Origin of the sequence: Croceicoccus sp. YJ47, from assembly GCF_016745095.1 — a bacterium.
Lineage (GTDB): Bacteria > Pseudomonadota > Alphaproteobacteria > Sphingomonadales > Sphingomonadaceae > Croceicoccus.
The window spans coordinates 1,729,151-1,750,004 of sequence record NZ_CP067087.1 but is presented as its reverse complement, the minus strand read 5'-3'; the positions used below and the strand labels follow the sequence as shown (position 1 = coordinate 1,750,004).

The 20,854-nt window shown below is 66.3% G+C and carries 24 protein-coding genes and 1 pseudogene; 11 read left to right on the top strand and 14 right to left on the bottom strand.

Translation table 11 applies throughout. The features are described 5' to 3' along the window. Positions 1-2: 2 nt before the first annotated feature. The 6 genes from JD971_RS08590 to galE all read right to left on the bottom strand — a co-directional run bounded on the left by JD971_RS08590 (position 3) and on the right by galE (position 3,779). Positions 3-635: a class I SAM-dependent methyltransferase gene (locus tag JD971_RS08590; protein WP_202082618.1), complete on the bottom strand. Its 633-nt coding sequence runs from the start codon at positions 633-635 to the stop codon at positions 3-5. Between the two features lie 102 nt (positions 636-737). Next, the gene (gene arsC, locus JD971_RS08585) at positions 738-1,082 is read right to left on the bottom strand and encodes an arsenate reductase (glutaredoxin) (protein WP_202082616.1); all 345 of its coding nucleotides are present in this window, start codon (positions 1,080-1,082) and stop codon (positions 738-740) included. Next, positions 1,079-1,648: a (2Fe-2S)-binding protein gene (locus JD971_RS08580; protein ID WP_202082615.1), complete on the bottom strand. Its 570-nt coding sequence runs from the start codon at positions 1,646-1,648 to the stop codon at positions 1,079-1,081. Before JD971_RS08580 ends, arsC begins: the two co-directional genes overlap by 4 nt. A gap of 55 nt (positions 1,649-1,703) precedes the next feature. Then, complete coding sequence (locus JD971_RS08575) at positions 1,704-2,282, bottom strand: HAD family phosphatase (RefSeq protein ID WP_202087492.1); 579 nt, start codon at positions 2,280-2,282, stop codon at positions 1,704-1,706. 153 nt (positions 2,283-2,435) lie between these two features. Then, entirely contained in the window at positions 2,436-2,561 is a 126-nt protein-coding gene (ykgO, locus tag JD971_RS08570) for a type B 50S ribosomal protein L36 (protein ID WP_202082613.1), read from the bottom strand. Between the two features lie 177 nt (positions 2,562-2,738). Beyond that, positions 2,739-3,779, bottom strand: a complete 1,041-nt coding sequence (gene galE, locus JD971_RS08565; RefSeq protein ID WP_202082611.1) for a UDP-glucose 4-epimerase GalE — start codon at positions 3,777-3,779, stop codon at positions 2,739-2,741. Positions 3,780-3,911: 132 nt separating this feature from the next. Between galE and JD971_RS08560 the strand changes: the two genes are divergently transcribed. The 5 genes from JD971_RS08560 to JD971_RS08540 all read left to right on the top strand — a co-directional run bounded on the left by JD971_RS08560 (position 3,912) and on the right by JD971_RS08540 (position 8,388). Then, positions 3,912-4,529 (top strand): DUF4136 domain-containing protein, encoded by a 618-nt coding sequence (locus tag JD971_RS08560; protein WP_236672007.1) that lies wholly within the window; start codon positions 3,912-3,914, stop codon positions 4,527-4,529. 9 nt (positions 4,530-4,538) lie between these two features. Further along, positions 4,539-5,696, top strand: a complete 1,158-nt coding sequence (locus JD971_RS08555; RefSeq protein ID WP_202082609.1) for a M14-type cytosolic carboxypeptidase — start codon at positions 4,539-4,541, stop codon at positions 5,694-5,696. Between the two features lie 41 nt (positions 5,697-5,737). Beyond that, complete coding sequence (locus JD971_RS08550) at positions 5,738-5,875, top strand: hypothetical protein (protein WP_202082607.1); 138 nt, start codon at positions 5,738-5,740, stop codon at positions 5,873-5,875. A 61-nt stretch (positions 5,876-5,936) separates the two neighbouring features. Continuing rightward, positions 5,937-7,070: a succinyl-diaminopimelate desuccinylase gene (dapE, locus tag JD971_RS08545; RefSeq protein WP_202082605.1), complete on the top strand. Its 1,134-nt coding sequence runs from the start codon at positions 5,937-5,939 to the stop codon at positions 7,068-7,070. 79 nt (positions 7,071-7,149) lie between these two features. After that, positions 7,150-8,388 (top strand): dicarboxylate/amino acid:cation symporter, encoded by a 1,239-nt coding sequence (locus JD971_RS08540; RefSeq protein WP_202082602.1) that lies wholly within the window; start codon positions 7,150-7,152, stop codon positions 8,386-8,388. A gap of 13 nt (positions 8,389-8,401) precedes the next feature. Here the strand turns inward: JD971_RS08540 and JD971_RS08535 are convergent, their stop codons facing one another. Together JD971_RS08535 and JD971_RS08530 are read right to left on the bottom strand one after the other, a co-directional pair. Next, positions 8,402-8,704 (bottom strand): hypothetical protein, encoded by a 303-nt coding sequence (locus tag JD971_RS08535; protein WP_202082600.1) that lies wholly within the window; start codon positions 8,702-8,704, stop codon positions 8,402-8,404. 41 nt (positions 8,705-8,745) lie between these two features. Continuing rightward, positions 8,746-9,453, bottom strand: a complete 708-nt coding sequence (locus tag JD971_RS08530) for an NAD-dependent deacylase (protein WP_202087490.1) — start codon at positions 9,451-9,453, stop codon at positions 8,746-8,748. A gap of 60 nt (positions 9,454-9,513) precedes the next feature. Here JD971_RS08530 and dapB point away from each other — a divergent pair, with 60 nt between their 5' ends. From dapB to JD971_RS08515, 3 genes are all read left to right on the top strand, one after another. Beyond that, positions 9,514-10,245, top strand: coding sequence for a 4-hydroxy-tetrahydrodipicolinate reductase (gene dapB / locus JD971_RS08525; RefSeq protein ID WP_202082598.1), 732 nt, complete (start codon positions 9,514-9,516; stop codon positions 10,243-10,245). Between the two features lie 4 nt (positions 10,246-10,249). Beyond that, complete coding sequence (gene nth, locus JD971_RS08520) at positions 10,250-10,900, top strand: endonuclease III (RefSeq protein ID WP_202082596.1); 651 nt, start codon at positions 10,250-10,252, stop codon at positions 10,898-10,900. 64 nt (positions 10,901-10,964) lie between these two features. After that, complete coding sequence (locus tag JD971_RS08515) at positions 10,965-11,414, top strand: pyridoxamine 5'-phosphate oxidase family protein (protein ID WP_202082594.1); 450 nt, start codon at positions 10,965-10,967, stop codon at positions 11,412-11,414. Positions 11,415-11,462: 48 nt separating this feature from the next. Here the strand turns inward: JD971_RS08515 and JD971_RS08510 are convergent. Then, positions 11,463-13,732 (bottom strand): annotated as a pseudogene (locus JD971_RS08510) (NADP-dependent malic enzyme). A 162-nt stretch (positions 13,733-13,894) separates the two neighbouring features. On the opposite strand from JD971_RS08510, the gene mutS reads away from it, so the two are divergent. Together mutS and JD971_RS08500 are read left to right on the top strand one after the other, a co-directional pair. Further along, a complete protein-coding gene (mutS, locus tag JD971_RS08505; RefSeq protein WP_202082592.1) occupies positions 13,895-16,519 on the top strand; it encodes a DNA mismatch repair protein MutS in 2,625 nt (874 codons plus the stop codon). Between the two features lie 32 nt (positions 16,520-16,551). After that, complete coding sequence (locus tag JD971_RS08500) at positions 16,552-16,944, top strand: YidH family protein (RefSeq protein WP_236672006.1); 393 nt, start codon at positions 16,552-16,554, stop codon at positions 16,942-16,944. 6 nt (positions 16,945-16,950) lie between these two features. On the opposite strand, the gene JD971_RS08495 is transcribed toward JD971_RS08500, so the two are convergent. From JD971_RS08495 to gluQRS, 4 genes are all read right to left on the bottom strand, one after another. Continuing rightward, complete coding sequence (locus JD971_RS08495; protein WP_202082590.1) at positions 16,951-17,271, bottom strand: hypothetical protein; 321 nt, start codon at positions 17,269-17,271, stop codon at positions 16,951-16,953. Between the two features lie 64 nt (positions 17,272-17,335). Next, complete coding sequence (locus JD971_RS08490) at positions 17,336-17,908, bottom strand: cob(I)yrinic acid a,c-diamide adenosyltransferase (protein WP_202082588.1); 573 nt, start codon at positions 17,906-17,908, stop codon at positions 17,336-17,338. A gap of 6 nt (positions 17,909-17,914) precedes the next feature. Continuing rightward, entirely contained in the window at positions 17,915-18,142 is a 228-nt protein-coding gene (locus JD971_RS08485; RefSeq protein WP_202082586.1) for a hypothetical protein, read from the bottom strand. Positions 18,143-18,147: 5 nt separating this feature from the next. Next, the gene (gene gluQRS / locus JD971_RS08480) at positions 18,148-19,032 is read right to left on the bottom strand and encodes a tRNA glutamyl-Q(34) synthetase GluQRS (RefSeq protein WP_202082584.1); all 885 of its coding nucleotides are present in this window, start codon (positions 19,030-19,032) and stop codon (positions 18,148-18,150) included. Positions 19,033-19,211: 179 nt separating this feature from the next. On the opposite strand from gluQRS, the gene JD971_RS08475 reads away from it, so the two are divergent. Then, positions 19,212-19,820: an HNH endonuclease gene (locus JD971_RS08475; RefSeq protein WP_202082582.1), complete on the top strand. Its 609-nt coding sequence runs from the start codon at positions 19,212-19,214 to the stop codon at positions 19,818-19,820. Here JD971_RS08475 and hemH read toward each other — a convergent pair. After that, positions 19,817-20,830 (bottom strand): ferrochelatase, encoded by a 1,014-nt coding sequence (hemH, locus tag JD971_RS08470; protein WP_202087486.1) that lies wholly within the window; start codon positions 20,828-20,830, stop codon positions 19,817-19,819. The two genes, JD971_RS08475 and hemH, sit on opposite strands and share 4 nt — an antisense overlap. Positions 20,831-20,854: the final 24 nt, after the last annotated feature.

The following is a 20,854-nucleotide window of genomic DNA, read 5'->3' as shown; positions in this document are numbered from 1 at the left end:
GCTCAGCCCGCGTCTTTCCAGCCCCAGAACATCTTGCACGGCAGCACGTTGAGCGGTTCGAAATCGCTGTCGATCCGGCGGAACCGGCGGGCCATGAAATCGCGCGCCTTGGCCGAAAACTGATAGACGAGAAACGCGCCGCCGGGTCGCAACACGCGGTGGGTGGCGTCGACGATGGCCGGGCCCACCCCATCCGGAAGGGTCGAAAACGGCAGACCCGAAAGAACGTAATCCGCCCCGTCATGGCCATGCGCGGCGATGATCGCCTCCACATCCGCGGCGGAGCCGAGCACGGCGGTGAACCGGCTATCGGCGATCGTGCGGTTGAGGTAATCGATGTAGAGCGGGTTGGTGTCGATCACGATGAGCGCGGCATCCCGCTTCATCCGGTCGAGCACCGGTTGGCAGAACGTGCCGACGCCGGGGCCATATTCGACAAACAGATCGCACCGGCTCCAATCCGTGCGCGACAGCATGCGGTCGATGGTAAAGCGCGAGGACGGAATGATCGAACCGACCATTACCGGGTGCTGCACGAACCCTTTGAAGAACACGCCCCAGGGTCCAAGCGCCCGGGAAAGGCGGCGCTTTGCCCGGCGCGTGATGGTCTCGCGCGTCAATTCGGTACCCGCCATGAAATAATCGTCTCCGCCTCTTAACCGATCGTGGCGCGGGCGTGGCAAATCGCGGCCCGCTTTGCAAGCGCCGGGGCATACATCGGTGCAAACATCGGTAAGTTAAAGGATTTCGTGCACCGTATCCTGCGGCCGGCACAGACGGGCACCCTTTTCCGTCTCGACCAGCGGCCGCTCGATCAGCATCGGCTCGGCCGCCATCGCGTTGAGCACCGTATCATCGTCGGCATCGGGCAGGCCGCGTTCGGCCGCATCCGTGCCTCGCATGCGCAGGCCCTGCTGCGGCGTGATGCCCGCCTTTTCGTAGAGGCCGCGCAGGCGCGCCGCGCTCGGCGGGTTTTTCAGATATTCGACCACCTCGACCTCGACGCCTGGCGTGTCCTCCAGGATGGCGAGCGTCTTGCGCGAGGTGCCGCATTTCGGATTGTGCCAGATGGTGGCCTTCATTCGTCGTTCTCCTCACTTGCGATAGTCGGGTTGCCGGGCGCCATGGCGGGCACGTCGCGCGCGGCCTGCGCCGGGTCGATGCCGGGGGCGGGCACGTCGCCCGCAGGTTCGCGGCGGCGGAGCGACCGGCTCGCCCGTTCGAATGCCCGCACGATCCGCGGATGCGCGCCGCACGGGCACAGATTGCGGATCGCATCGTCGATCGCGGCGCGGCCCGGCGCCGGATCGCGGGCCAGCAGGGCCGCCCCCGCCATAACGATGCCCGGCGTGCAGAAGCCGCATTGAATTGCCCCCTCGGCCACCATCGCCTGTTGCAGCGGGTGCGAACGGTCGGGGGACAGCGCCTCGATCGTGGTGACATATCGCCCCTCCACCTCGGCCAGCGACACGAGGCAGGACCGGATCGCCTGCCCGTCGATGATGACCATGCACGCGCCGCAATCGCCATTGCCACAGCCATGCTTCGTACCGGTGAGATTCGCCGCATCGCGCAGCGCCCAGACCAGCGGCGTATCCCCATCCATCAGGAATTGGACCGGGCGATCGTTGACGGTCAGGCGAGTCATCGTGCGCCCGCCCTACCGCAAAGCACCCGCGCACGAAAGCACCCGACCCGCGCCATCACGAACCGAGCAGGCCCCGCCGCTCGAAATCGGCGCGCAGCGTGGGCGCATCGGTGAAATGATGCACCTGCCACCCGAGCGCGGCGGCGGCCTCGACATTGTCGCGGCGGTCGTCGATGAACAGGGCGGTCGCAGGCGCGATCCCGAAACGGCGCGCGGCAAGGTCGAAGATTTCCGGCTCCGGCTTGGCCAGCTTTTCCGTGCCGGACACGACGATGTCGCGAAACCGGTCGAAAACCGGCTGCGTCGCGCGGAACTGTTTCCAGAAGCTGTCGGCGAAATTGGTGATCGCCCAGAGCGGAACGCCGGCGGCGTCCAGCTCCTCGACCAGCTCGAGCGAGCCTGGAACCGGGCCGGGGATGGATTCCGTAAACCGCGTCGCATAGGCGTCGATGAGCGCGCCCTCGTCCGGGAACGCGGCCTTGCGCTCGGCGACCATCTCGGCGAGGTCACGCCCTTCGTCGTGGCCGTGGTGCCATTCGGGCGTCACCACATGGGTCACGAACCATTCGAGCCGCGCCGGATCGTCGATCATCGGGCGATAAAGATAGCGTAGGTCCCAGCGGAACAGCACCATGCCGACATCGAACACGACATGGTCGACCGTGCGATCATCTATCACCAGATCACTCCCGTCGCGCACGCATACGCGAAAGCGCCGCCCGGTCGCCCCGGCGGCGCATCTTCACGCAAGGCCACCGGGCCGGCAAACGGCCCGATACGCATGGGTTCAGCCCTGGCGGGCCTTGAACCGGCGATTGGTCTTGTTGATGACATAGACCCGGCCGCGACGGCGGATCACGCGGTTGTCGCGGTGACGGTTCTTCAGCGATTTGAGGCTGTTGCGAATCTTCATTGTCTCGTTCCCAATTGCCGGTGAGAGATCGACCCCACCGGGCGCATTCCGACAGATGACCGGGTGGGCATCCGTCTGTGGCGGGGGTGCGATCCATATGGACGCGAACCCGCCGAAATCAAGGTGGGGCGGATAGGTGCAGCCCAGCCTTGAGTCAAGGCACGTTTGGCGCGCGGGTTACCCGCCCTGCCCGCTACCTTGCCCCTCACGCAGGCCAGTCAGCCGCTTTTCCCATTGCAGCGCGTGACCGATGATCGTTTCCAGATCGTCGTGCCGCGGCTGCCATGGCACGGTGTCCATGATCCGGCTGTTGTCCGACACGAGCGAGGGCACGTCGCCCGCGCGGCGCCCCTCCATCACGCGCGGCACCGGCTGTCCCACCACCCGGTCCACCGCGTCGAGCACTTCGAGCACGGAAAAACCGCGGCCATACCCCACATTCATGGTCAGGCTGCGCTCCGGCTGCGCGATCAACGCCTCCAGCGCGAGGACATGCGCATCGGCGAGGTCGGACACGTGGATGTAATCGCGCACCCCGGTGCCGTCGGGGGTCGGATAATCGGTGCCGAACACGCCGACCGGCCCGCGCTTGCCCAAGGCCGATTCGACCGCCACCTTGATGAGATGGGTCGCCCCGATGCTGGACTGCCCGCTGCGCGCATCGGGATCGGCGCCCGCCACGTTGAAATAGCGCAGCACGCAATGGTTGAGGTCGTAGGCGCGCGAACAATCGGCAAGGATCCGCTCGGTCATGAGCTTCGACATGCCATAGGGATTGACCGGCGACAGCGGCAGATCCTCCTGCAGCGGTTTCAGGTCCGGCTCGCCATACACCGTGGCGGTGGAGGAGAAGATCATGTGCGGCACGCCATGTTCGACCGCCGCCGCGATCAGGGCGCGCCCTTTCACCGTGTTGTTGTCGTAATATTTCAGCGGGTCCGACACCGATTCCGGCACGATGATCGAGCCTGCGAAATGCATGATCGCGCGCGTGCCCTGCTCGGCAAAGATGCGGGACAGCAATTCGGCATCGGCGATGTCGCCTTGATAAAACGCGACCTCGTCCGGGATCGCCCAGCGAAAGCCGGTCGACAGATCGTCGATCACCGCGACGTCCCACCCCTTGTCGAGCAGGGCCAGCACGGCATGGCTCCCGATATATCCGGCCCCGCCGGTCACCAGCACCGGAACTTTTGCACTGTCGTCGGATTTCACCATCGCGGGCTCCTCGGCATTTGGTCCATAGTCGATGGGTGACCTATTCGAACCCGGCCTGCAAGTTAAGCGCGAATACACGATGCATCCCCTAATCGGACGCCTCACATTATTTCGCCGGTTCGGGAGACGATCATGACATTTCGCGCATTCACGCCAGGAACCCTGCCCATGCTGGCGCTCGCACTCGTGGCGCCGGCGATGCTGGGGGCGTGCGCCACGACGCCGCCCGTCGATGTCACGCGGTTCAGCGCGCCCGAACGATTGAACCTGGCCGACCGCGGCACGGTGGAGATCGTGACCCCCGACATGCCGGGCGGCTCGCTCATGCTGGAGCCGTGGCGCGCCGCGGTCGCGGCAGAGCTCGCCGAGGCGGGCTATACCCCGACGAACCGCGCCGACAGCGCGCAAGTCGCCGAAATTTTCGTGCGCCGCGACACGATGCGCCCCGAACGCCGCCGCGGCCCGGTCAGCGTCGGGGTCGGCGGATCGACCGGCGGATACGGTTCGGGCGTCGGCGTGGGCGTCGGCATCGACCTCAGCGGACCGCCGCCCGAGCAGGTGTCGAACGAGCTTTCGGTCGTGATCCGCGACCGGGCCAGCGGCGAATCGGTGTGGGAAGGCCGCGCCGATCAATATGTCGAGGCCAAATCCGGGCTTGCCGACGCGGCCACCGCCGCGCAAAGGCTGGCCGCCGCCCTGTTCGCCGATTTTCCGGGCGAACCCAGCGAAACCTACACCGTAAAGGACTGATCCGACCCCATGACCGATACCACCCACGAAAACGCCGATATTGCCATCAATGCCGCCTTCGATGCCGGCAATATCGCGGTGACGCGCGTTTCGGGGGCGGAGGCATGGCTGACCATCCGCAAGGACGAGCAGAGCGAATTTTTCCAGTGGTTCCATTTCCGCGTCGCCGGGGCGGCGGGGCGCGAACTGACGCTGCGGATCACCGGACTTGCGCAGTCTGCCTATCCGGATGGCTGGGCCGATTACAAGGCGTGCGTGTCGGAGGATCGCGCCGAATGGCTGCGCGCGGATACCGAATGGGCGCCGGGCGAGGATGGGGGCACGCTCACCATCCGCTACACGCCGATGGGCGATCTCGCGTGGTTCGCCTATTTCGCGCCCTATTCGATGGACCGGCACAACGATCTCGTTGCGCAGGCCGCGCTGACCGAAGGGGTTACCCATCGCACATTGGGCGAAACGCTCGACGGGCAGGCGATCGATTGCCTCGAAATGGGTGAGGGCGATACGCAAGTCTGGCTTTATGCCCGGCAGCATCCCGGCGAATCGATGGCGGAATGGTGGATGGAAGGGGCGATCGCCCTGCTCACCGATCCGTCCGACCCGGTGGGCCGCGCCCTGCGGCAGAAGGCGACATTCCATATCGTGCCCAACTGCAACCCGGACGGCAGCCGCCGCGGCCATCTGCGCACCAATGGCATTGGCACGAATCTCAACCGCGAATGGCAGGATCCTTCGCCCGAGAAATCGCCCGAAATCTTCGCCATCCGCAACGCGATGGATGAAACCGGCGTCGATTTCGCGATGGACGTGCACGGGGACGAAGCAATCGCCGCCGTCTTCCTCGCAGGGTTCGAAGGCATCGCCGACGCGAGCGAAGAGCAGGCGAAGGGCTACACCCTCTATTCCGACCTGCTGCTGGCGCAGACGCCCGATTTCCAGACCGACAAGGGCTACCCCCTCACCGCGAAGGGCAAGGCGAACATGGCGATCTCCACCAATCAGCTGGCCGGTCGGTTCGGCGCGGTGTCGATGACGCTGGAAATGCCGTTCAAGGATCACGCCCCGATGGCCGATGCGACCAACGGGTGGAGCCCGGACCGCTGTATCGAGCTCGGCCGGTCGTGCATGGCGGCGCTGTATCAATGGCTGATGCGGCGGGGCTGATTTTAACGAAGCGTTAGGAATTGGGCGCTACGTTCGGAGGCATGAACGCTTTCGTCTCCCGCGCCGATCATATTGTCCGGTCCCGCCTGGCCGCCACGCCCGGCGCCCTCGCGCGCAGCTGCGTCATCGCGGGCTGTGCCATGGCGCTGGCGGCGGCGGGGCCGTTTCTTCCGTTCTGATCCTGCGCTGCGTCCAACGACGCTGGCTTTTTCATGGGCGGCTGCGCTAACGCTGCGCGCCATGACCGATCTTTCCTCACCGCTCGACCTCGCCCGCCGTCTGATCGCATGCGAAAGCGTGACGCCGGCGCACGGCGCGGTATTCGATACGATGGCCGCGATGCTCGAACCGCTGGGCTTTGCCGTGACGCGCACCGTCGACGGCGCGGCGCCCGACGGGCCGGTGGAAAACCTCCTCGCCGTGCGCGAAGGGCCGGTGGGCAGCCGCCATTTCGCCTTTGCCGGCCATCTCGACGTGGTGCCGCCGGGCGAAGGGTGGTATTCCGATGCCTTCGCACCCGACATTCGCGGCGACCTCCTCTATGGCCGCGGGGCGGTGGACATGAAGGGGTCGATCGCCTGCATGATCGCGGCCGTCGCCGCCATCCCCGCCGATGCGGGCACGATCAGCTTCCTCATCACCGGCGACGAGGAAGGCCCCGCCGTCCACGGCACGCGCGCCATCATGGAACACATGGCGACTGCGAAGGTCGCGCCCGACCTGTGCCTCGTCGGGGAGCCGACCTCGGTCAACCGGCTCGGCGACATGATGAAGATCGGGCGGCGCGGTTCGGTCAATATCTTCCTCTCCGTCGCGGGGACGCAGGGGCACGTCGCCTATCCGCATCTCGCCGACAATCCGATCCCGCGGCTCGTCGCGATGCTCGCCGAACTCGATGCGCTGACGCTCGACGAGGGGACCGACTGGTTTCAGCCGTCGAACCTCGAAATCACCGAGCTGGAGGTTGGCAACCCCGCCCATAACGTCATCCCGGCACAGGCGAAGGCGCGCATCTCCATCCGCTTCAACGACATGCACACCGGCGCCGAACTGGGCGCGCGGGTGAAGGCGATCGCCGAAAGCCATGGCGGCACTGCGGTCCCGGTGATTTCGGGGGAGCCGTTCCTGACCCCGCCGGGCGAATTTTCGGCGCTGCTGGCCGAGGCGATCCGGGCCGAAACGGGGATCGACCCCGAATTGTCGACGAGCGGCGGCACGTCGGACGCGCGCTTCCTGCGCGCGCTGTGCCCGGTCATCGAATTCGGTTTGTGCAACGCCACCATGCACAAGCGGGACGAGGCGGTCGCGATGGCCGATCTCGACGTGCTGACGCGCATTTATGCGCGCACGGTCCGGGCCGCACTTAACGCATAACCGCCGCCGCCCACTTGCGGGCCGCGTCGGCGCAGGCCACAAGGGCCGCTTGCTCCAAGGCGCGAGAGGGATCGAGCCCATGTTCCGTATCTGGTTTAACATACCCTTGTGGCAGCGGGTGATCGCGGCGCTGATCCTCGGCGTGGCGGTCGGCATGTGGTGGGGGCCGGGTGCGGAAAGCATCAAGTGGATCGGCGATTTCTTCATCAAGTCGATCAAGATGCTCGTCGTGCCGCTCATCTTCTTCAGCCTGGTATCGGGCGTGGCGGCCATTGGCGACCTTCGCAAGCTGGGCGCGGTCGGCGGGCGCGCGATGCTGATCTTCGTGGTGACGGGGCAGATCGCGGTGTGGCTGGGGCTGTTCCTCGGCACGGTGCTGGCGCCGGGCGCAGGGGTCGATACCTCCGCCATCGAAATGGGCGCGGTGCCCGAACCGGTGCCGACGACGGCGGTGGACATGATCCTGTCCATCGTGCCCGAAAGCCCGGTGCAGGTGATGGCCGACGTCTCCGTGCTGCCGCTGATCGTGTTTTCGCTGCTCATCGGGATCGGCATCCTGATGGCCGCAGACGAAGGCACGCCGGTACAGAAGGTGTTCGATAGCGGCGCCGTCATCATGCAGAAGGTCACGATGGTGGTGATGGAACTCACCCCGTTCGGCGTATTCGCGCTGATGGCGTGGGTGGCCGGCACGCTGGGACTCGACGCGCTGATCGCTTTGTCGAAGCTGGTCGCACTCAATTACCTGGGCTGTCTGCTGATCATTTTCGTCATGTATTCGGCGATGATCAAGTTCCTCGCCCGGCTTCCGGTGCGCGATTTCTTTCGCGGGATCATCGATGCCATGGCGGTCAGCTATTCGACCGCATCGTCCAATGCGACGCTGCCGGTGACGATGCGCTGTGCCGAGCGTAATCTGGGCGTGTCGAATTCGGTGGCGAGCTTCGTCGTGTCACTGGGCGCGACGATCAACATGAACGGCACGGCGATGTATCTGGGGCTCGCCACCCTGTTCGGGGCGCAGATCTTCGGCGTGGATCTGAGCTGGGCCGATTATTTCCTGATTTCGATCCTCGCCACGCTGGGCGCAGTGGGGGCGGCGGGCATCCCGGGCGCGGGGCTCATCATGATGGCGCTGGTGTTCGGGGCGGTCGGCGTACCGCTGGAAACCATCGCCTTCGTCGCTGGCGTGGACCGGATCATGGACATGATGCGAACCACCACCAATGTGTCGGGCGATGCGGCGGTGGCGACCACCGTGGCGGTGATGACGGGCGAGATCGACCGGCGTGAGATGATCTCCGCCGACGACGTATAGGGCGCCGCGCCCCTTACCGGGTGGCGGAGCAATAGGCCGCGGCGGCGCCCGTCACCGCGATGACCTTCGGGTCGCCGACGCGGCGGGCGCGCTCGACATAATCGGCGATGGTCAGGTTTTCGGTCCGTTCACCATCGCGCGCCTTCGCCCGCGACAGTTTCCGCAATTGCGCGACCGACAGGCGATCGGCCATTTCCGCCGCCATGCACCGCGCGACCGGCGTGCGCACCCCCGCATCGGTGAGGCCCGACTGCACCGCCTGCTGCTTTACGCAGGCCGTGAGCGCGACGAACGAAAGAAGCAGTATCAGGCGCAAGCGTATCATCCTTTCATCAGGAAACCCTCGCGGTAAGGCGTCTATGCCCCGTGCGCCAGCACCGAATCCACCCATTCGGGCACGATGACCCCCGCCGGGCCAAGCCGGGTTTCGTCGAACCAGCCCGACCCCTGGCTGCGTTCGAGATTCAGCTCCAGCGTGGCCGCCCCCATCGCCTTTGCCTCCTGGACGAAGCCCGCGGCGGGATAGACCGCGCCCGACGTGCCGATCGACACGAACAGATCCGCCTCGCGCAGCGCGGCATAGATCCGCTCCATCTCATACGGCATTTCCCCGAACCACACGACATCGGGCCGGAGCGCCGCCTCCCCGCAGGCCGGGCACGCGGGCCGGTCGATCAGCGTCCCGGTCCACCGGCTCCGCACATCGCACGCGGTGCACCACGCATTGAGATGTTCGCCATGCATGTGGAGCACGCGGTTCGCGCCCGCCCGTTCGTGCAGATCGTCCACGTTCTGCGTCACGATCAGCAATTCGCCGTCGAATTCGCGGTCGAGCCGGGCCAGCGCATGGTGGGCCGGGTTCGGCTCCTTCGTCTGGATCGCTTCGCGCCGCATGTCGTAGAAGCGGAGGACGAGATCGGGGTCGCGGGCGAACCCTTCGGGCGTGGCGACATCCTCGACCCGGTGCTGCTCCCACAATCCGCCGGCGCTGCGGAACGTGTCGATGCCGCTTTCGGCGGACACGCCCGCGCCGGTGAGGATGACGATGTTCCGCAATGCGTTGATGTTGTCGTTCATGTCCCCCATGAAGCACGACAACACGCATCAAGGCAAAAGGCAAAACACATGGCACGGATCGGCATCGTCGGAATCAACGGCCGCATGGGGCAGGCACTGGCCAGCGCGATCGCCGCATCCGGCCACGAATGCACCGGCGGGGTCGATCGCGATACCGGCGACATCGCCGCCCTTTCCCGCGACAGCGACGCGCTCGTCGATTTTTCCTCGCCCGATGCGCTTGCCGCGACGCTCGATGCGGCAGTGGCGGGCGGGGCCGCCGTGCTGATCGGGACGACCGGCCTTGGCCATGCGCACCACGCCGCCATCGACGCTGCGGCGCGCGATATTGCGGTGCTGCAAACCGGCAATACCTCGCTCGGCGTGACGATGCTCGCCCATCTGGTGGAGGAGGCGGCCGCCCGGCTCGGCCCGGATTTCGATGTCGAGATCGTGGAAATGCACCATCGGAACAAGGTCGATGCGCCATCGGGCACCGCACTTTTGCTGGGCGAGGCGGCGGCGCGCGGGCGCGGCATCGACCTCGCGACGCAGAGCGAGCGCGGGCGCGACGGCCATACCGGCCGCCGGGCCGAGGGCGCCATCGGCTTTGCAGCCCTGCGCGGGGGAACGGTCGCGGGCGAGCATAGCGTGATCTTCGCCGGCGAGGAGGAGCGCATCACATTGTCGCATGGCGCGGAAAATCGCATGATCTTCGCGCGCGGTGCGGTGCGCGGGGCCGAATGGCTGATCGGGCGGGCCGCGGGACGCTATACCATGCCGGAGGTGCTGGACCTTTGATCCGATGACCAGGGACCAGATCTTCGAATTCTTCCGCCGCCTCGCCGAAGACAATCCCGATCCCGAAACCGAGCTGGAATATGGCAATGCCTTTCAACTCGTCGTCGCGGTCGCCCTGTCGGCGCAGGCCACCGATGTCGGGGTGAACAAGGCGACGCGCGCGCTTTTCGCAAAGGTGGAAACGCCGCAGCAGATGCTCGACCTCGGCGAGGACGGGCTGAAAGAGCATATCAAGACCATCGGCCTCTATAATTCCAAGGCGAAGAACGTCATCGCGCTCTCCCGTCTCCTGGTGGAGGACTATGGCGGCACGGTTCCCGATACGCGGGAGGATCTCGTCCGCCTGCCCGGCGTCGGGCGCAAGACCGCGAATGTGGTGCTCAATTGCTGGTTCGGGCAGGAAACCTTCGCCGTCGATACCCATATCTTCCGCGTCGGCAACCGCACCGGCCTTGCCAAGGGAAAAACCCCCGAAGCGGTCGAGGCAAAGCTTGAAAAGCGGGTGCCCGGCCCGTTCCGCATGGGTGCGCATCACTGGCTCATCCTGCATGGCCGCTATGTCTGCAAGGCGCGCACGCCCGAATGTTGGCGCTGCACCGTGGCGGATCTGTGCAGCTTTCGCGGCAAGGTGATGGAAAAACCGGCGAAGCGGTAGGCGCGCTGCGGAACGGGGCGCCCGTCCCGCCCGTTTCCACGGTCTATCCAGCAAAGGAACGACCATGGCGCAAACAGACACGGCACATCATCTCGACCATATCGCAAAGGCGATGAAGGACATCGATTTCGTCATGCTCAACACCCATACGAAGGGTGGCCGGATCGGCGCCCGTCCGATGAGCAACAACCGCCAGGTCGATTACGACGGCGACAGCTATTATTTCACCTGGGAAAAATCCCGCATGGTGGAGGATATCGAGGCCGATCCGAACGTCGGCCTGTCGCTCCAGGGCAAGGGATCGCCCGATGGCGCGCCCGGCATCTTCATCGCGATCGAGGGCGAGGCGAAGATCGTGCGCGACAAGGCCGCGTTTGCCGAACACTGGGTCGACGAACTCGATCGCTGGTTCGAGGACGGGATCGACACCGACGGCGTGGTCATGCTGCACGTGGCGGCCAGCCGCGCGGCCTATTGGGATGGCGAGGACGAAGGCGACTTCGAGATCGCATGAACGCGGGCGGCGGGGCGGGCGCGCAACGCCCCGCCCCGCCGGCCGCGATTACCCCACCACCTCGGCCGCGGCGAGCACAGCGAGGGTCAGCACTTCGGGCGCGATGCTGGTCATCGGCGCGATCTGCACCGGCTTTTCCATGCCGATCAGCATCGGGCCGATGGTCGACGCACCCGCCAGTTCGCGCAGCAGTTTCGCCGACAGGTTCGCCGATTGCAGCCCCGGCATGATGAGCACGTTGGTAGCGAGGACAGCCGGCTGAACGGATAAAGCTTCATGACGTCGGGGTTGAGCGCGGCATCGGGCGCCATTTCGCCTTCGTATTCGAAGCCGGGATCCTCCTCGTCGAGGATGTGCACCGCGTCGCGGATGTTCTCCAGCCATTTGCCCGACGGATTCCCGAAGGTGGAATAGGACAGGAACGCCACGCGCGGTTCATGGCCGAGCCGCCGGGCGACCTTGGCCGTTTCCTTCGCGATATGGGCGAGCATCTTCGCATCGGGACGTTCGTTGATCGTCGTATCGGCGAGGAACACGGTGTAATTCTTGCCCAGCATCAGGTGGACGCCGAATTGCACCTCGCCCGGCTTCGCATCGAGGACCAGCGCCACTTCGCGCGCGGTCTGTGCAAACGGGCGGGTGAGGCCCGTGATCATCGCATCGCCCTTGTCCAGCGCGAGCAGCAGCGAGGCGAACACGTTGCGGTCCTGGTTCACCATGCGGCGCACGTCGCGTTCGGTATAGCCGCGCCGCTGGAGCCGTTCGTACAGGAAATCGACCATGGCGGGCACATGCTCGCTATCGGCGGAATTCTGGATCTCGAAGCTTTCGGGATCGTCGACGCCCAGCTCGCGCAGCTTGTCGCACACCGCGCCGGTACGCCCTACCAGCACGGGTTCGCCATAGCCGAAATCGCGGAACTGAATCGCGGCGCGGATGACGACATCCTCCTCCGCCTCGGCAAAGACGACGCGTTTCGGGTTCTTCTGCAGGTTCTCGTACACCTTGGTCAGGACCGAGGTGGTGGGGTTGAGCCGCGCCTTGAGCGACATCTTGTAGGCGTCGAAATCCTCGATGCTGCCCTGCGCGACGCCCGAATCCATCGCCGCCTTCGCGACGGCGGCGGACACCCGCTCCATCAAGCGCGGATCGAACGGGGCGGGGATGATGTAATCCTCGCCGAACTGATGATCGACGCCATAGGCCGCGGCGACTTCTTCCGGCACGCGTTCGCGGGCGAGTTCCGCGATGGCCTCGGCGGCGGCGATCTTCATCTCCTCGTTGATGGCGGTTGCCCGCACGTCGAGCGCGCCGCGGAAGATGAAGGGGAAGCCGAGCACGTTGTTCACCTGGTTCGGATAATCCGAACGGCCGGTGGCGATGATGGCATTGGGCTTGACCGCACGCGCCAGTTCGGGGCGGATTTCGGGCTCCGGATTGGCCATGGCAAAGATGATCGGCCGGTCGTTCATCTTTGCCACCCATTCGGGCTTCAGTGCGCCCGCCGCCGACAGGCCGAGGAAGATGTCGGCCCCGACCAGCGCCTCTTCGAGGCTGCGCTTGTCGGTTTCGACGGCGTGGGCCGATTTCCATTGGTCCACATCGTCGCGGCCGGGATAGATCGGGCCGGAGCGGTCGCACATGATGACGTTTTCATGCCGCACGCCCATCGCCTTGATGAGAGCGGTACACGCGATGGCCGACGCGCCTGCGCCGTTCACGACCATCTTCACGTCCTCCATCCTGCGCCCGGTGAGGTGCAGCGCATTGATGAGTCCGGCGGGCGCGATGATCGCGGTGCCGTGCTGATCGTCGTGCATGACGGGAATGTTCATGCGTTCGCGAAGCGCCTGCTCGATGATGAAGCATTCGGGCGCCTTGATATCCTCAAGATTGATGCCGCCAAAGCTCGGCTCCATCAGCGCGACGGCGTTGATGAACGCCTCGGGATCCTCGGTCGCGAGCTCGATGTCGATGGAATCGACGTCGGCGAAACGCTTGAAGAGCACGGCCTTGCCCTCCATCACAGGCTTCGACGCCAGCGCGCCGAGATTGCCCATGCCGAGAATGGCCGTGCCGTTGGAAATCACCGCGACGAGGTTGGAGCGCGCGGTATAGATCGCCGCGGTCGACGGATCGTCGGCGATGGCCTGCACGGGTGCGGCGACGCCGGGGGAGTAGGCGAGGCTGAGATCACGCTGCGTCGCCATGGGCTTCGACGCGACGATCTCGATCTTTCCGGGTCGGATCGTGGAATGGTAGAACAGCGCCTCACGCTCGGTAAAGCTGCTGTTCCGATTGTCGCCGTCATTCGCCAAAATGGCCTCCCGTTGGAATTCACCTACTAATACGCCCTATCGCGCAAATCGCGTTCGGGATAGGGCGCGCGCCCAAGTTTTCGATTGTGCCGGCTTTTTCGGCGGGGGATAGCCAAACGCCCGGCTTTGGCGAATCGCGCATGCTGCGCTACGCGATGCGGCATGGCAGGCGGCCCCACCCCGATGATGGCGCAATATCTCGCGTTGAAGAGCCAGGCCGGCGATTGCCTGCTGTTCTATCGCATGGGCGATTTCTTCGAACTGTTTTTCGACGATGCGCGCCGCGCCGCCGCCGTGCTCGACATCGCCTTGACGAGCCGGGGCGAACACGATGGCGCGCCGGTGCCGATGTGCGGTGTGCCGGTGCATGCGGCGGAAAGCTATCTTGCCCGGCTGATCCGTGCAGGGTGCCGGGTCGCCATCGCCGAACAGGTCGAAACCCCGGCCGAAGCGAAAGAGCGCACCAAGCGCGAGGGTGGCGGCTCCAAGGTGCTGGTCCGGCGGGACATCGTGCGCTTCGTGACCGCCGGCACGCTGACCGAGGATAATCTGCTCGAATCGCGCAGGGCCAACATGCTGGTCGCGCTGGCGCCGCTGCGCGACCGGGTGGGTATCGCGGCGGTGGACATTTCGACAGGGTCGATGATCCTCGAAAGTCACGAGGCGGGCGGCGTCGCGGCGGCGCTGTCGCGGATCGGGGCGAGCGAGATCGTCGTGCCGGAAGGGTGGGAATTCGCACCCGATGGCGCGCCCGCCGATGCCACCGCGCGCCCGGCGGCGGAGTTTGCCTCCGACAGGGGGGAGGCGCGGCTGACATCGCTGCACGGGGTGTCGACGCTCGACGGGTTCGGCGCGTTCGACCGGGCGGCGCTGGCGGCGGCAGGCGGGCTGATTGCCTATCTCGACCATGTCGGACGCGGGCAATTGCCGCTGCTGCTGCCCCCACAGGCGCGGGCGGCGGACGGCCATCTCGCCATGGACGAGGCGACGCGGGCCAGTCTCGAAATTCTGCAATCGGCATCGGGCACGCGTTCGGGCAGCCTGATCGATTGCGTCGACAGGTGCCTGACCGGGGCGGGCGCGCGCCTGCTCGCCGAGGATCTGTCCGCCCCGCTGGCCGAGGCGGATGCGATCCGCGAACGGCTGGCGGCGGTGGACCGGCTTTACGGCGATGCCCTGCTGCGCGAGGATCTGCGCGGGTTGATGCGCGGCCTGCCCGATATTGCGCGCGCGCTCGGCCGGGTGGTCGCCGGGCGGGGCAGCCCGCGCGACCTCGGGCAAATTCGCGACGGGCTCGGCCTCGCCTACGATCTTCACCTGCTGCTGGAGGAAATGGGCGAGCGTCCGGCGCTGTTCGAACGGCTTCGCCCTGCGCTCACCGGCCATGGCGCCCTGGTGGAAACGCTTCTGCGCGCGCTGATCGAAACGCCGCCGACCGAGCGGGCACAGGGCGGCTATATCGCGAAGGGTTACGATGCCGCGCTCGACGAATTGCGCGACATCGCAAAGAACGGGCGGCAGGCCATCGCCGCGCTCGAACAGGATTACCGCGATACGACCGGCATCGCCGCGCTCAGGATCAAGCACAATGGCGTGCTCGGCTATTTCATCGAGGTGCCTTCGCGCCATGCCGATGCACTGATGGCGGCGGACAGCGGCTTTACCCATCGGCAGACGATGCAGAGCGCGGTCCGCTTCAACGCGCTGGCCCTCCACGAACAGGCGAGCCGCATTGCCGAGGCCGGCGGACGCGCGCTCGCCGCCGAGGATGCGCATTTCGAGGAGCTGGTCGCGATGACCGCCGCCCTTGCCGGCGAGATCGCCGCCACGGCCCATGCGCTCGCCCGGATCGACGTGTGCGCAGGACAGGCGGAGCGCGCCGCGGAGGGCGGATGGGTGCGGCCCGACATCGCCGATGCCCCCTGCCTCGACATTCGCGGCGGGCGGCACCCGGTGGTGGAGGCCGCGCTGGCCAAGGGGCGGGACCGTTTCGTCGCCAATGATTGCGCGCTGTCGGACACGGACCGGCTCTGGCTCATCGGCGGGCCGAACATGGGCGGCAAATCGACATTCCTGCGGCAAAACGCGCTGATCGTCCTGCTCGCGCAGGCGGGCGGTTTCGTGCCGGCCGAGAGCGCGACGATCGGCCTCGTCGACCGGTTGTTCAGCCGGGTCGGCGCGTCGGACAATCTGGCGAAGGGGCGCTCCACCTTCATGGTCGAAATGGTGGAAACCGCCGCCATCCTGTCGCAGGCGACCGACCGCAGCTTCGTCATCCTCGACGAGGTCGGGCGCGGGACCTCCACCTATGACGGGCTGGCGCTGGCGTGGGCGGTGGCGGAAAGCATGCATGGCATGGTGGGGTGCCGGTGCCTGTTCGCGACGCATTACCATGAACTTTCGCGCCTTGCCGAAACATGCGAGGCATTGTCGCTCCACCATGTCCGCGCGCGGGAGTGGAAGGGCGATCTCGTCCTCCTGCACGAGCTGGCGGAGGGGCCGGCGGATCGCAGCTACGGGCTTGCGGTTGCGCGGCTGGCGGGTGTGCCCGCGCCCGTCATCGCGCGGGCGAAAAAAGTGCTGGAAAAGCTGGAGAAAGGACGCGCGGAAACGGGCGGGCTCGCGGCGGGGCTGGGCGAATTGCCGCTGTTCGCTGCCGCCGCCGAAGCGGAGGAGCAGCAGTGCGACACGCTGCGCGACACGCTCGCCGCGCTCGACGTCGATGCGCTGTCGCCGCGCGATGCGCTCGACATGCTCTACCGGTTGAAGCGCGAGGCCGCCGATTGACCCTTGCGGCGGGGGCCGTCATGCTCTCGCCCATGACAGAGGACGAGATCAAGTCGCAGGACGCCTCCAGCCGGACCCATCTCGCCGAGGACCGCACGATCATGGCGGTGGAACGCACCTTTAACGGCTGGATGCGCACCGCCTTTGCCGCGATAGGAATCGGCATCGCGTTTCGCGCCCTGTTCGGGGAGCTGGACCCGCCATGGCTTGCCCGCGTGATCGCGACGATGTTCATGGTGCTGGCCGCGATGTTCGCCATCGGGGCGGAACGGCGGGCGTGCAGGGCGCTGACCCGGATGAACCCGCACGAGGTGGATTCGCCCGATATGCCGCGCCTGAAATGGATTGCCTATGCGGTGGCCGCCGGCGCGATCATCCTCGCCATCGCGATATGGCTGGCGCGGGACATCGGGGTCGGCGGCTGAGCCGGATCAGCTGTCGGAATTGCCCGGCTCGTCCTTCATGATGTTGGACTTGCCGTATTTCTTCTCGTTATCGTCGTGGTTCGGCTCGCCGCGATAGGCGCTCATGTCGATGCCGCCGGTGTCCATCTGCTTCATCTTGTCGACGAGATCGCCTTGCGTGCTTTCGTCGAGCGGGCCTTTTTCGGGCTTCTCGCTATCCTCGTCGAGCGAGTAGCTCGATACGCGGCGGCCCTGCGCCTGGCGCGAAACGGTCTGCGCCTGCGTATCCTTGTCGCGCTGTTCGGTGTTGAGATTTTCGTGGGCGTTGTCGTTGGTGGGGTCTGCCATGGTTCAATTCCTGTTTGCGTTTGCCTACAGGAACGGGCGGCAAGCCTCCCCGGTTCCGACGCGATCAGCCGCGATTGGCCCCCGGCACCCACAAAACGTCCGACCGCCCCTCGTCATTGAGCGCGCGTGCGGCCACGAACAGGTAATCCGACAGCCGATTGACATAGGACAGCGCCGCGGGATTGACGGCATCCTCGCGGCTCAGCGCCACGCATGCCCGCTCCGCCGAACGCACCGATGCCCGCGCCACATGCACCCGCGCCGCGGCTTCGCTCCCGCCCGGCAGGATGAAGCTCTTTAACGGCTCCAGTTTTTCATTGAGCGCATCGATCCGCGCCTCCAGCCAGGAGGATTGCGCGTCCGTCATGCGAAGCTGCATCTCACCCGGCGTGAAATCGTCGCCCGGCGTGGCGAGATCGGCGCCAAGATCGAAAAGGTCGTTCTGTATCCGGCGCAGATCGCCCGCAATATCGCCATCCGGCAGGGCGCAGACCGCGACCCCGATGGCGCAGTTGGCCTCATCCACGGTGCCGATCGCGGCCATGCGCGCCGCGTTCTTCGCGACGCGCGACCCATCGACCAGCCCCGTCGTGCCGTCGTCGCCGGTGCGCGTGTAGATCCTGTTGAGCCGGACCAAGTGCGATCAGCTATTGATGACGAGCAGCAGCGCCACGACGATGATCGCGGCGCCCTGATACTTGATGCGCGCGAACATGGCCTTGTTCTGGCGGATCTGCATCATCTCGATCCGTTCATCGCCGCCTTCGAGATCGAGTTTCGTCGTTTGCAGGAACGCGACGATCCCCTTCACGAGCGAGACGACGACCATGATGGCCAGGATGGCGATGACGATGGCGAGAATGGTGTTCATGCCATTCAAGATAGGGGCACCGACGGCGTATTTCCAGCCCCCGTTCCCTCGCCTCTTCCATCGCCCCAGAACAACCCGTCGCCAAGGCGCCCTGCCCGCAAATCCGCCGCCAGTGCGCACCCGTCCACCCCGGCATCCCGCATGTCGGCGAGCGAGGGCGAACCGCGCCGCTTCGCCAGCTTGCGCCCGTCCCCTTGCACGATCAGCGCATGGTGATGCCACACCGGCACCGGCAGGCCCAGCAAGCCTTGCAGCAGGCGGTGCACATGGGTCGCGGCGAACAGGTCCATGCCGCGCGTGACGCAGGTGACGCCGTCCGCCGCATCGTCGCACGTCACGGCGAGGTGATAGCTGCCCGGCGCATCCTTGCGCGCGAGCACGATGTCGCCGAAGATTTCCGGCGTCGCGCGTATTTCGCCGCGCCGCTCGTCATGCCAGGTGAGCGGCCCTGCGCGGTCCAGCGCCGCCGCCATGTCGATCCGCCACGCCGCCGCGCCATCGCCGGCCTCGTGGTCGCGGCCCCTGCACGTGCCGGGATAGAGCGGGCCGTCGGGACCGTGCGCCGTCGCCGCCGCCGCGATCTGCGCGCGGGTGCAGCGGCACGCATAGACGAGCCCCATCGCGCGCAGGCGGGCGAGCGCGTCGGCATGCGCGCCGATCCGCGCCGATTGCCGGATGACCGCCCCGTCCCACCCGAGCCCGAGCCAGCGCAGATCGGCGAGCGCCCCTTCGGCGAATTCCTCCCGGCTGCGCGCGCCGTCGATATCCTCGATCCGGAGCAGGAACCGCCCCCCATCCGCCCGCGCCCGGTCATGCGCGACGATGGCCGCATGGGCATGGCCGAGATGCAGGGGGCCATTCGGGCTTGGCGCGAAGCGGGTGACGATCATCGCTGTGCAGCATAGCGCCGGTGCGCCCTTGCGAAAGGGGCGATCATGCGTCCGTTACGCATATGGTCTTGACGGGATCGCCGCTTGCGGGCAGCAATGGCACTTACGATGCGTCATCAACCTGTCACGCCTCACTGCGATAGCGTCCCGGCACTCATTGGAGGAGGCCGGATAACGGCATGTTCAGCAACGCGCTGATCGAACAACGCGTCACGCTCGCCAGCGCAAGGGAGGATCCGACCCGCGCGCTCGGCCAATGTCCTGCCCTTGTCCTCAACGCCGATTATTCGCCGCTGTCCTATTACCCGCTGTCGCTTTGGCCGTGGCAGACCGCGATCAAGGCCGTGTTCCTCGACCGCGTCGATATCGTCGCAAGCTATGAACGGCAGGTGCATTCGCCCTCGCTCGACATGCAGATCCCGTCGGTCATTGCGCTTCGCGAATATGTGAAACCGTCGGAATTTCCTGCCTTCACCCGCTTCAACGTGTTCCTGCGCGACCGGTTCGAGTGTCAGTTCTGCGGCAGCCCGAAACAGCTGACCTTCGACCATGTCGTGCCCCGGCGGCTGGGCGGAAAGACGAGCTGGGAAAACATCGTCGCCGCCTGCGCGCCCTGCAACATGAGGAAGGGCGGACGCACGCCGAAACAGGCCGGCATGCAACTGAAACTCGCACCGATCCGCCCGACCAACTGGCAATTGCAGCAGCGCGGCCGGGAATTTCCGCCGCATTACCTGCACGAAACCTGGCGCGACTGGCTCTATTGGGACATCGAGCTGGAAGCCTAGATCCAGCCGGACAATTCCCGCCGGATCAGCGTTTCGAGCATCGCCATCCCCGGCTCCCCGTCGTTGAGGCAGGACAGCGCATCGAATTGCGTGCCGCCATTGCCGACAAAGCTTTCCCGCCCCCGGATCGCCAGTTCTTCGAGCGTTTCGAGGCAATCGGCGGAAAACCCCGGCGCCGCGATGGCAAGCCGCTTCGTCCCCCGCTTCGCCTCCTGCTCCAGCACCGTGTCGGTCGCCGGCTCAAGCCATTTGGCCCGGCCGAAGCGCGATTGAAACGTGGTGTCGATGCGCAGGTCCGGAAACGCGGGCGCCAGCGCCGCGGCCAGCAATCGCGCGGTTTTCCGGCAATGGCAGTGATAGGGATCGCCCAGATGCAGCGTGCGTTCGGGCATCCCGTGAAAGCTGAGCAGCAACACCTCCGGCATTTCGGCGAGCGCCGCGATCTGCCGCGCAAGATCCTCCGCCAGCGCCGCGATATAGGCCGCATCGTCGTGATAGGGCGGCAGGGTGCGGATCGCCGGCTGCCAGCGCATGTCGGCCAGCACGCGGCCAAGTTCGTCCACCGCCGTCGCCGTCGTCGCGCCGGAATATTGCGGATAAAGCGGCGCGAAAAGAATGCGGTCGTGGTCGGCATCCTTCAAGGCCTGCACCCGCGCGGGGATCGACGGATTGCCATAGCGCATTGCCCAGTCGACCGTGACCCCCTCGCCCAGCCGGTCCTGCAACCGCTCGGCCTGACGCTTCGTGATCGCGGCGAGCGGCGACCCGTCCTCCCCCCACACCTGCGCATAGGCGTGGGCGGATTTCGCGGGCCGCGTGTTGAGGATGATCCCGCGCAGGATCGGCTGCCACGCGATGGCGGGAATTTCGACGACGCGGCGATCGGACAGGAATTGCTTGAGGTAACGCTTCACCGCGCCCTTCTCCGCCGCATCGGGCGTGCCGAGATTGGTCAGCAGCACCGCAATGCGTGCCGTCGGCGCCGCCGGGTGATCGGCGGGGCGCGGCATGGGGGTTGCGGGCGTGGCGTCGTG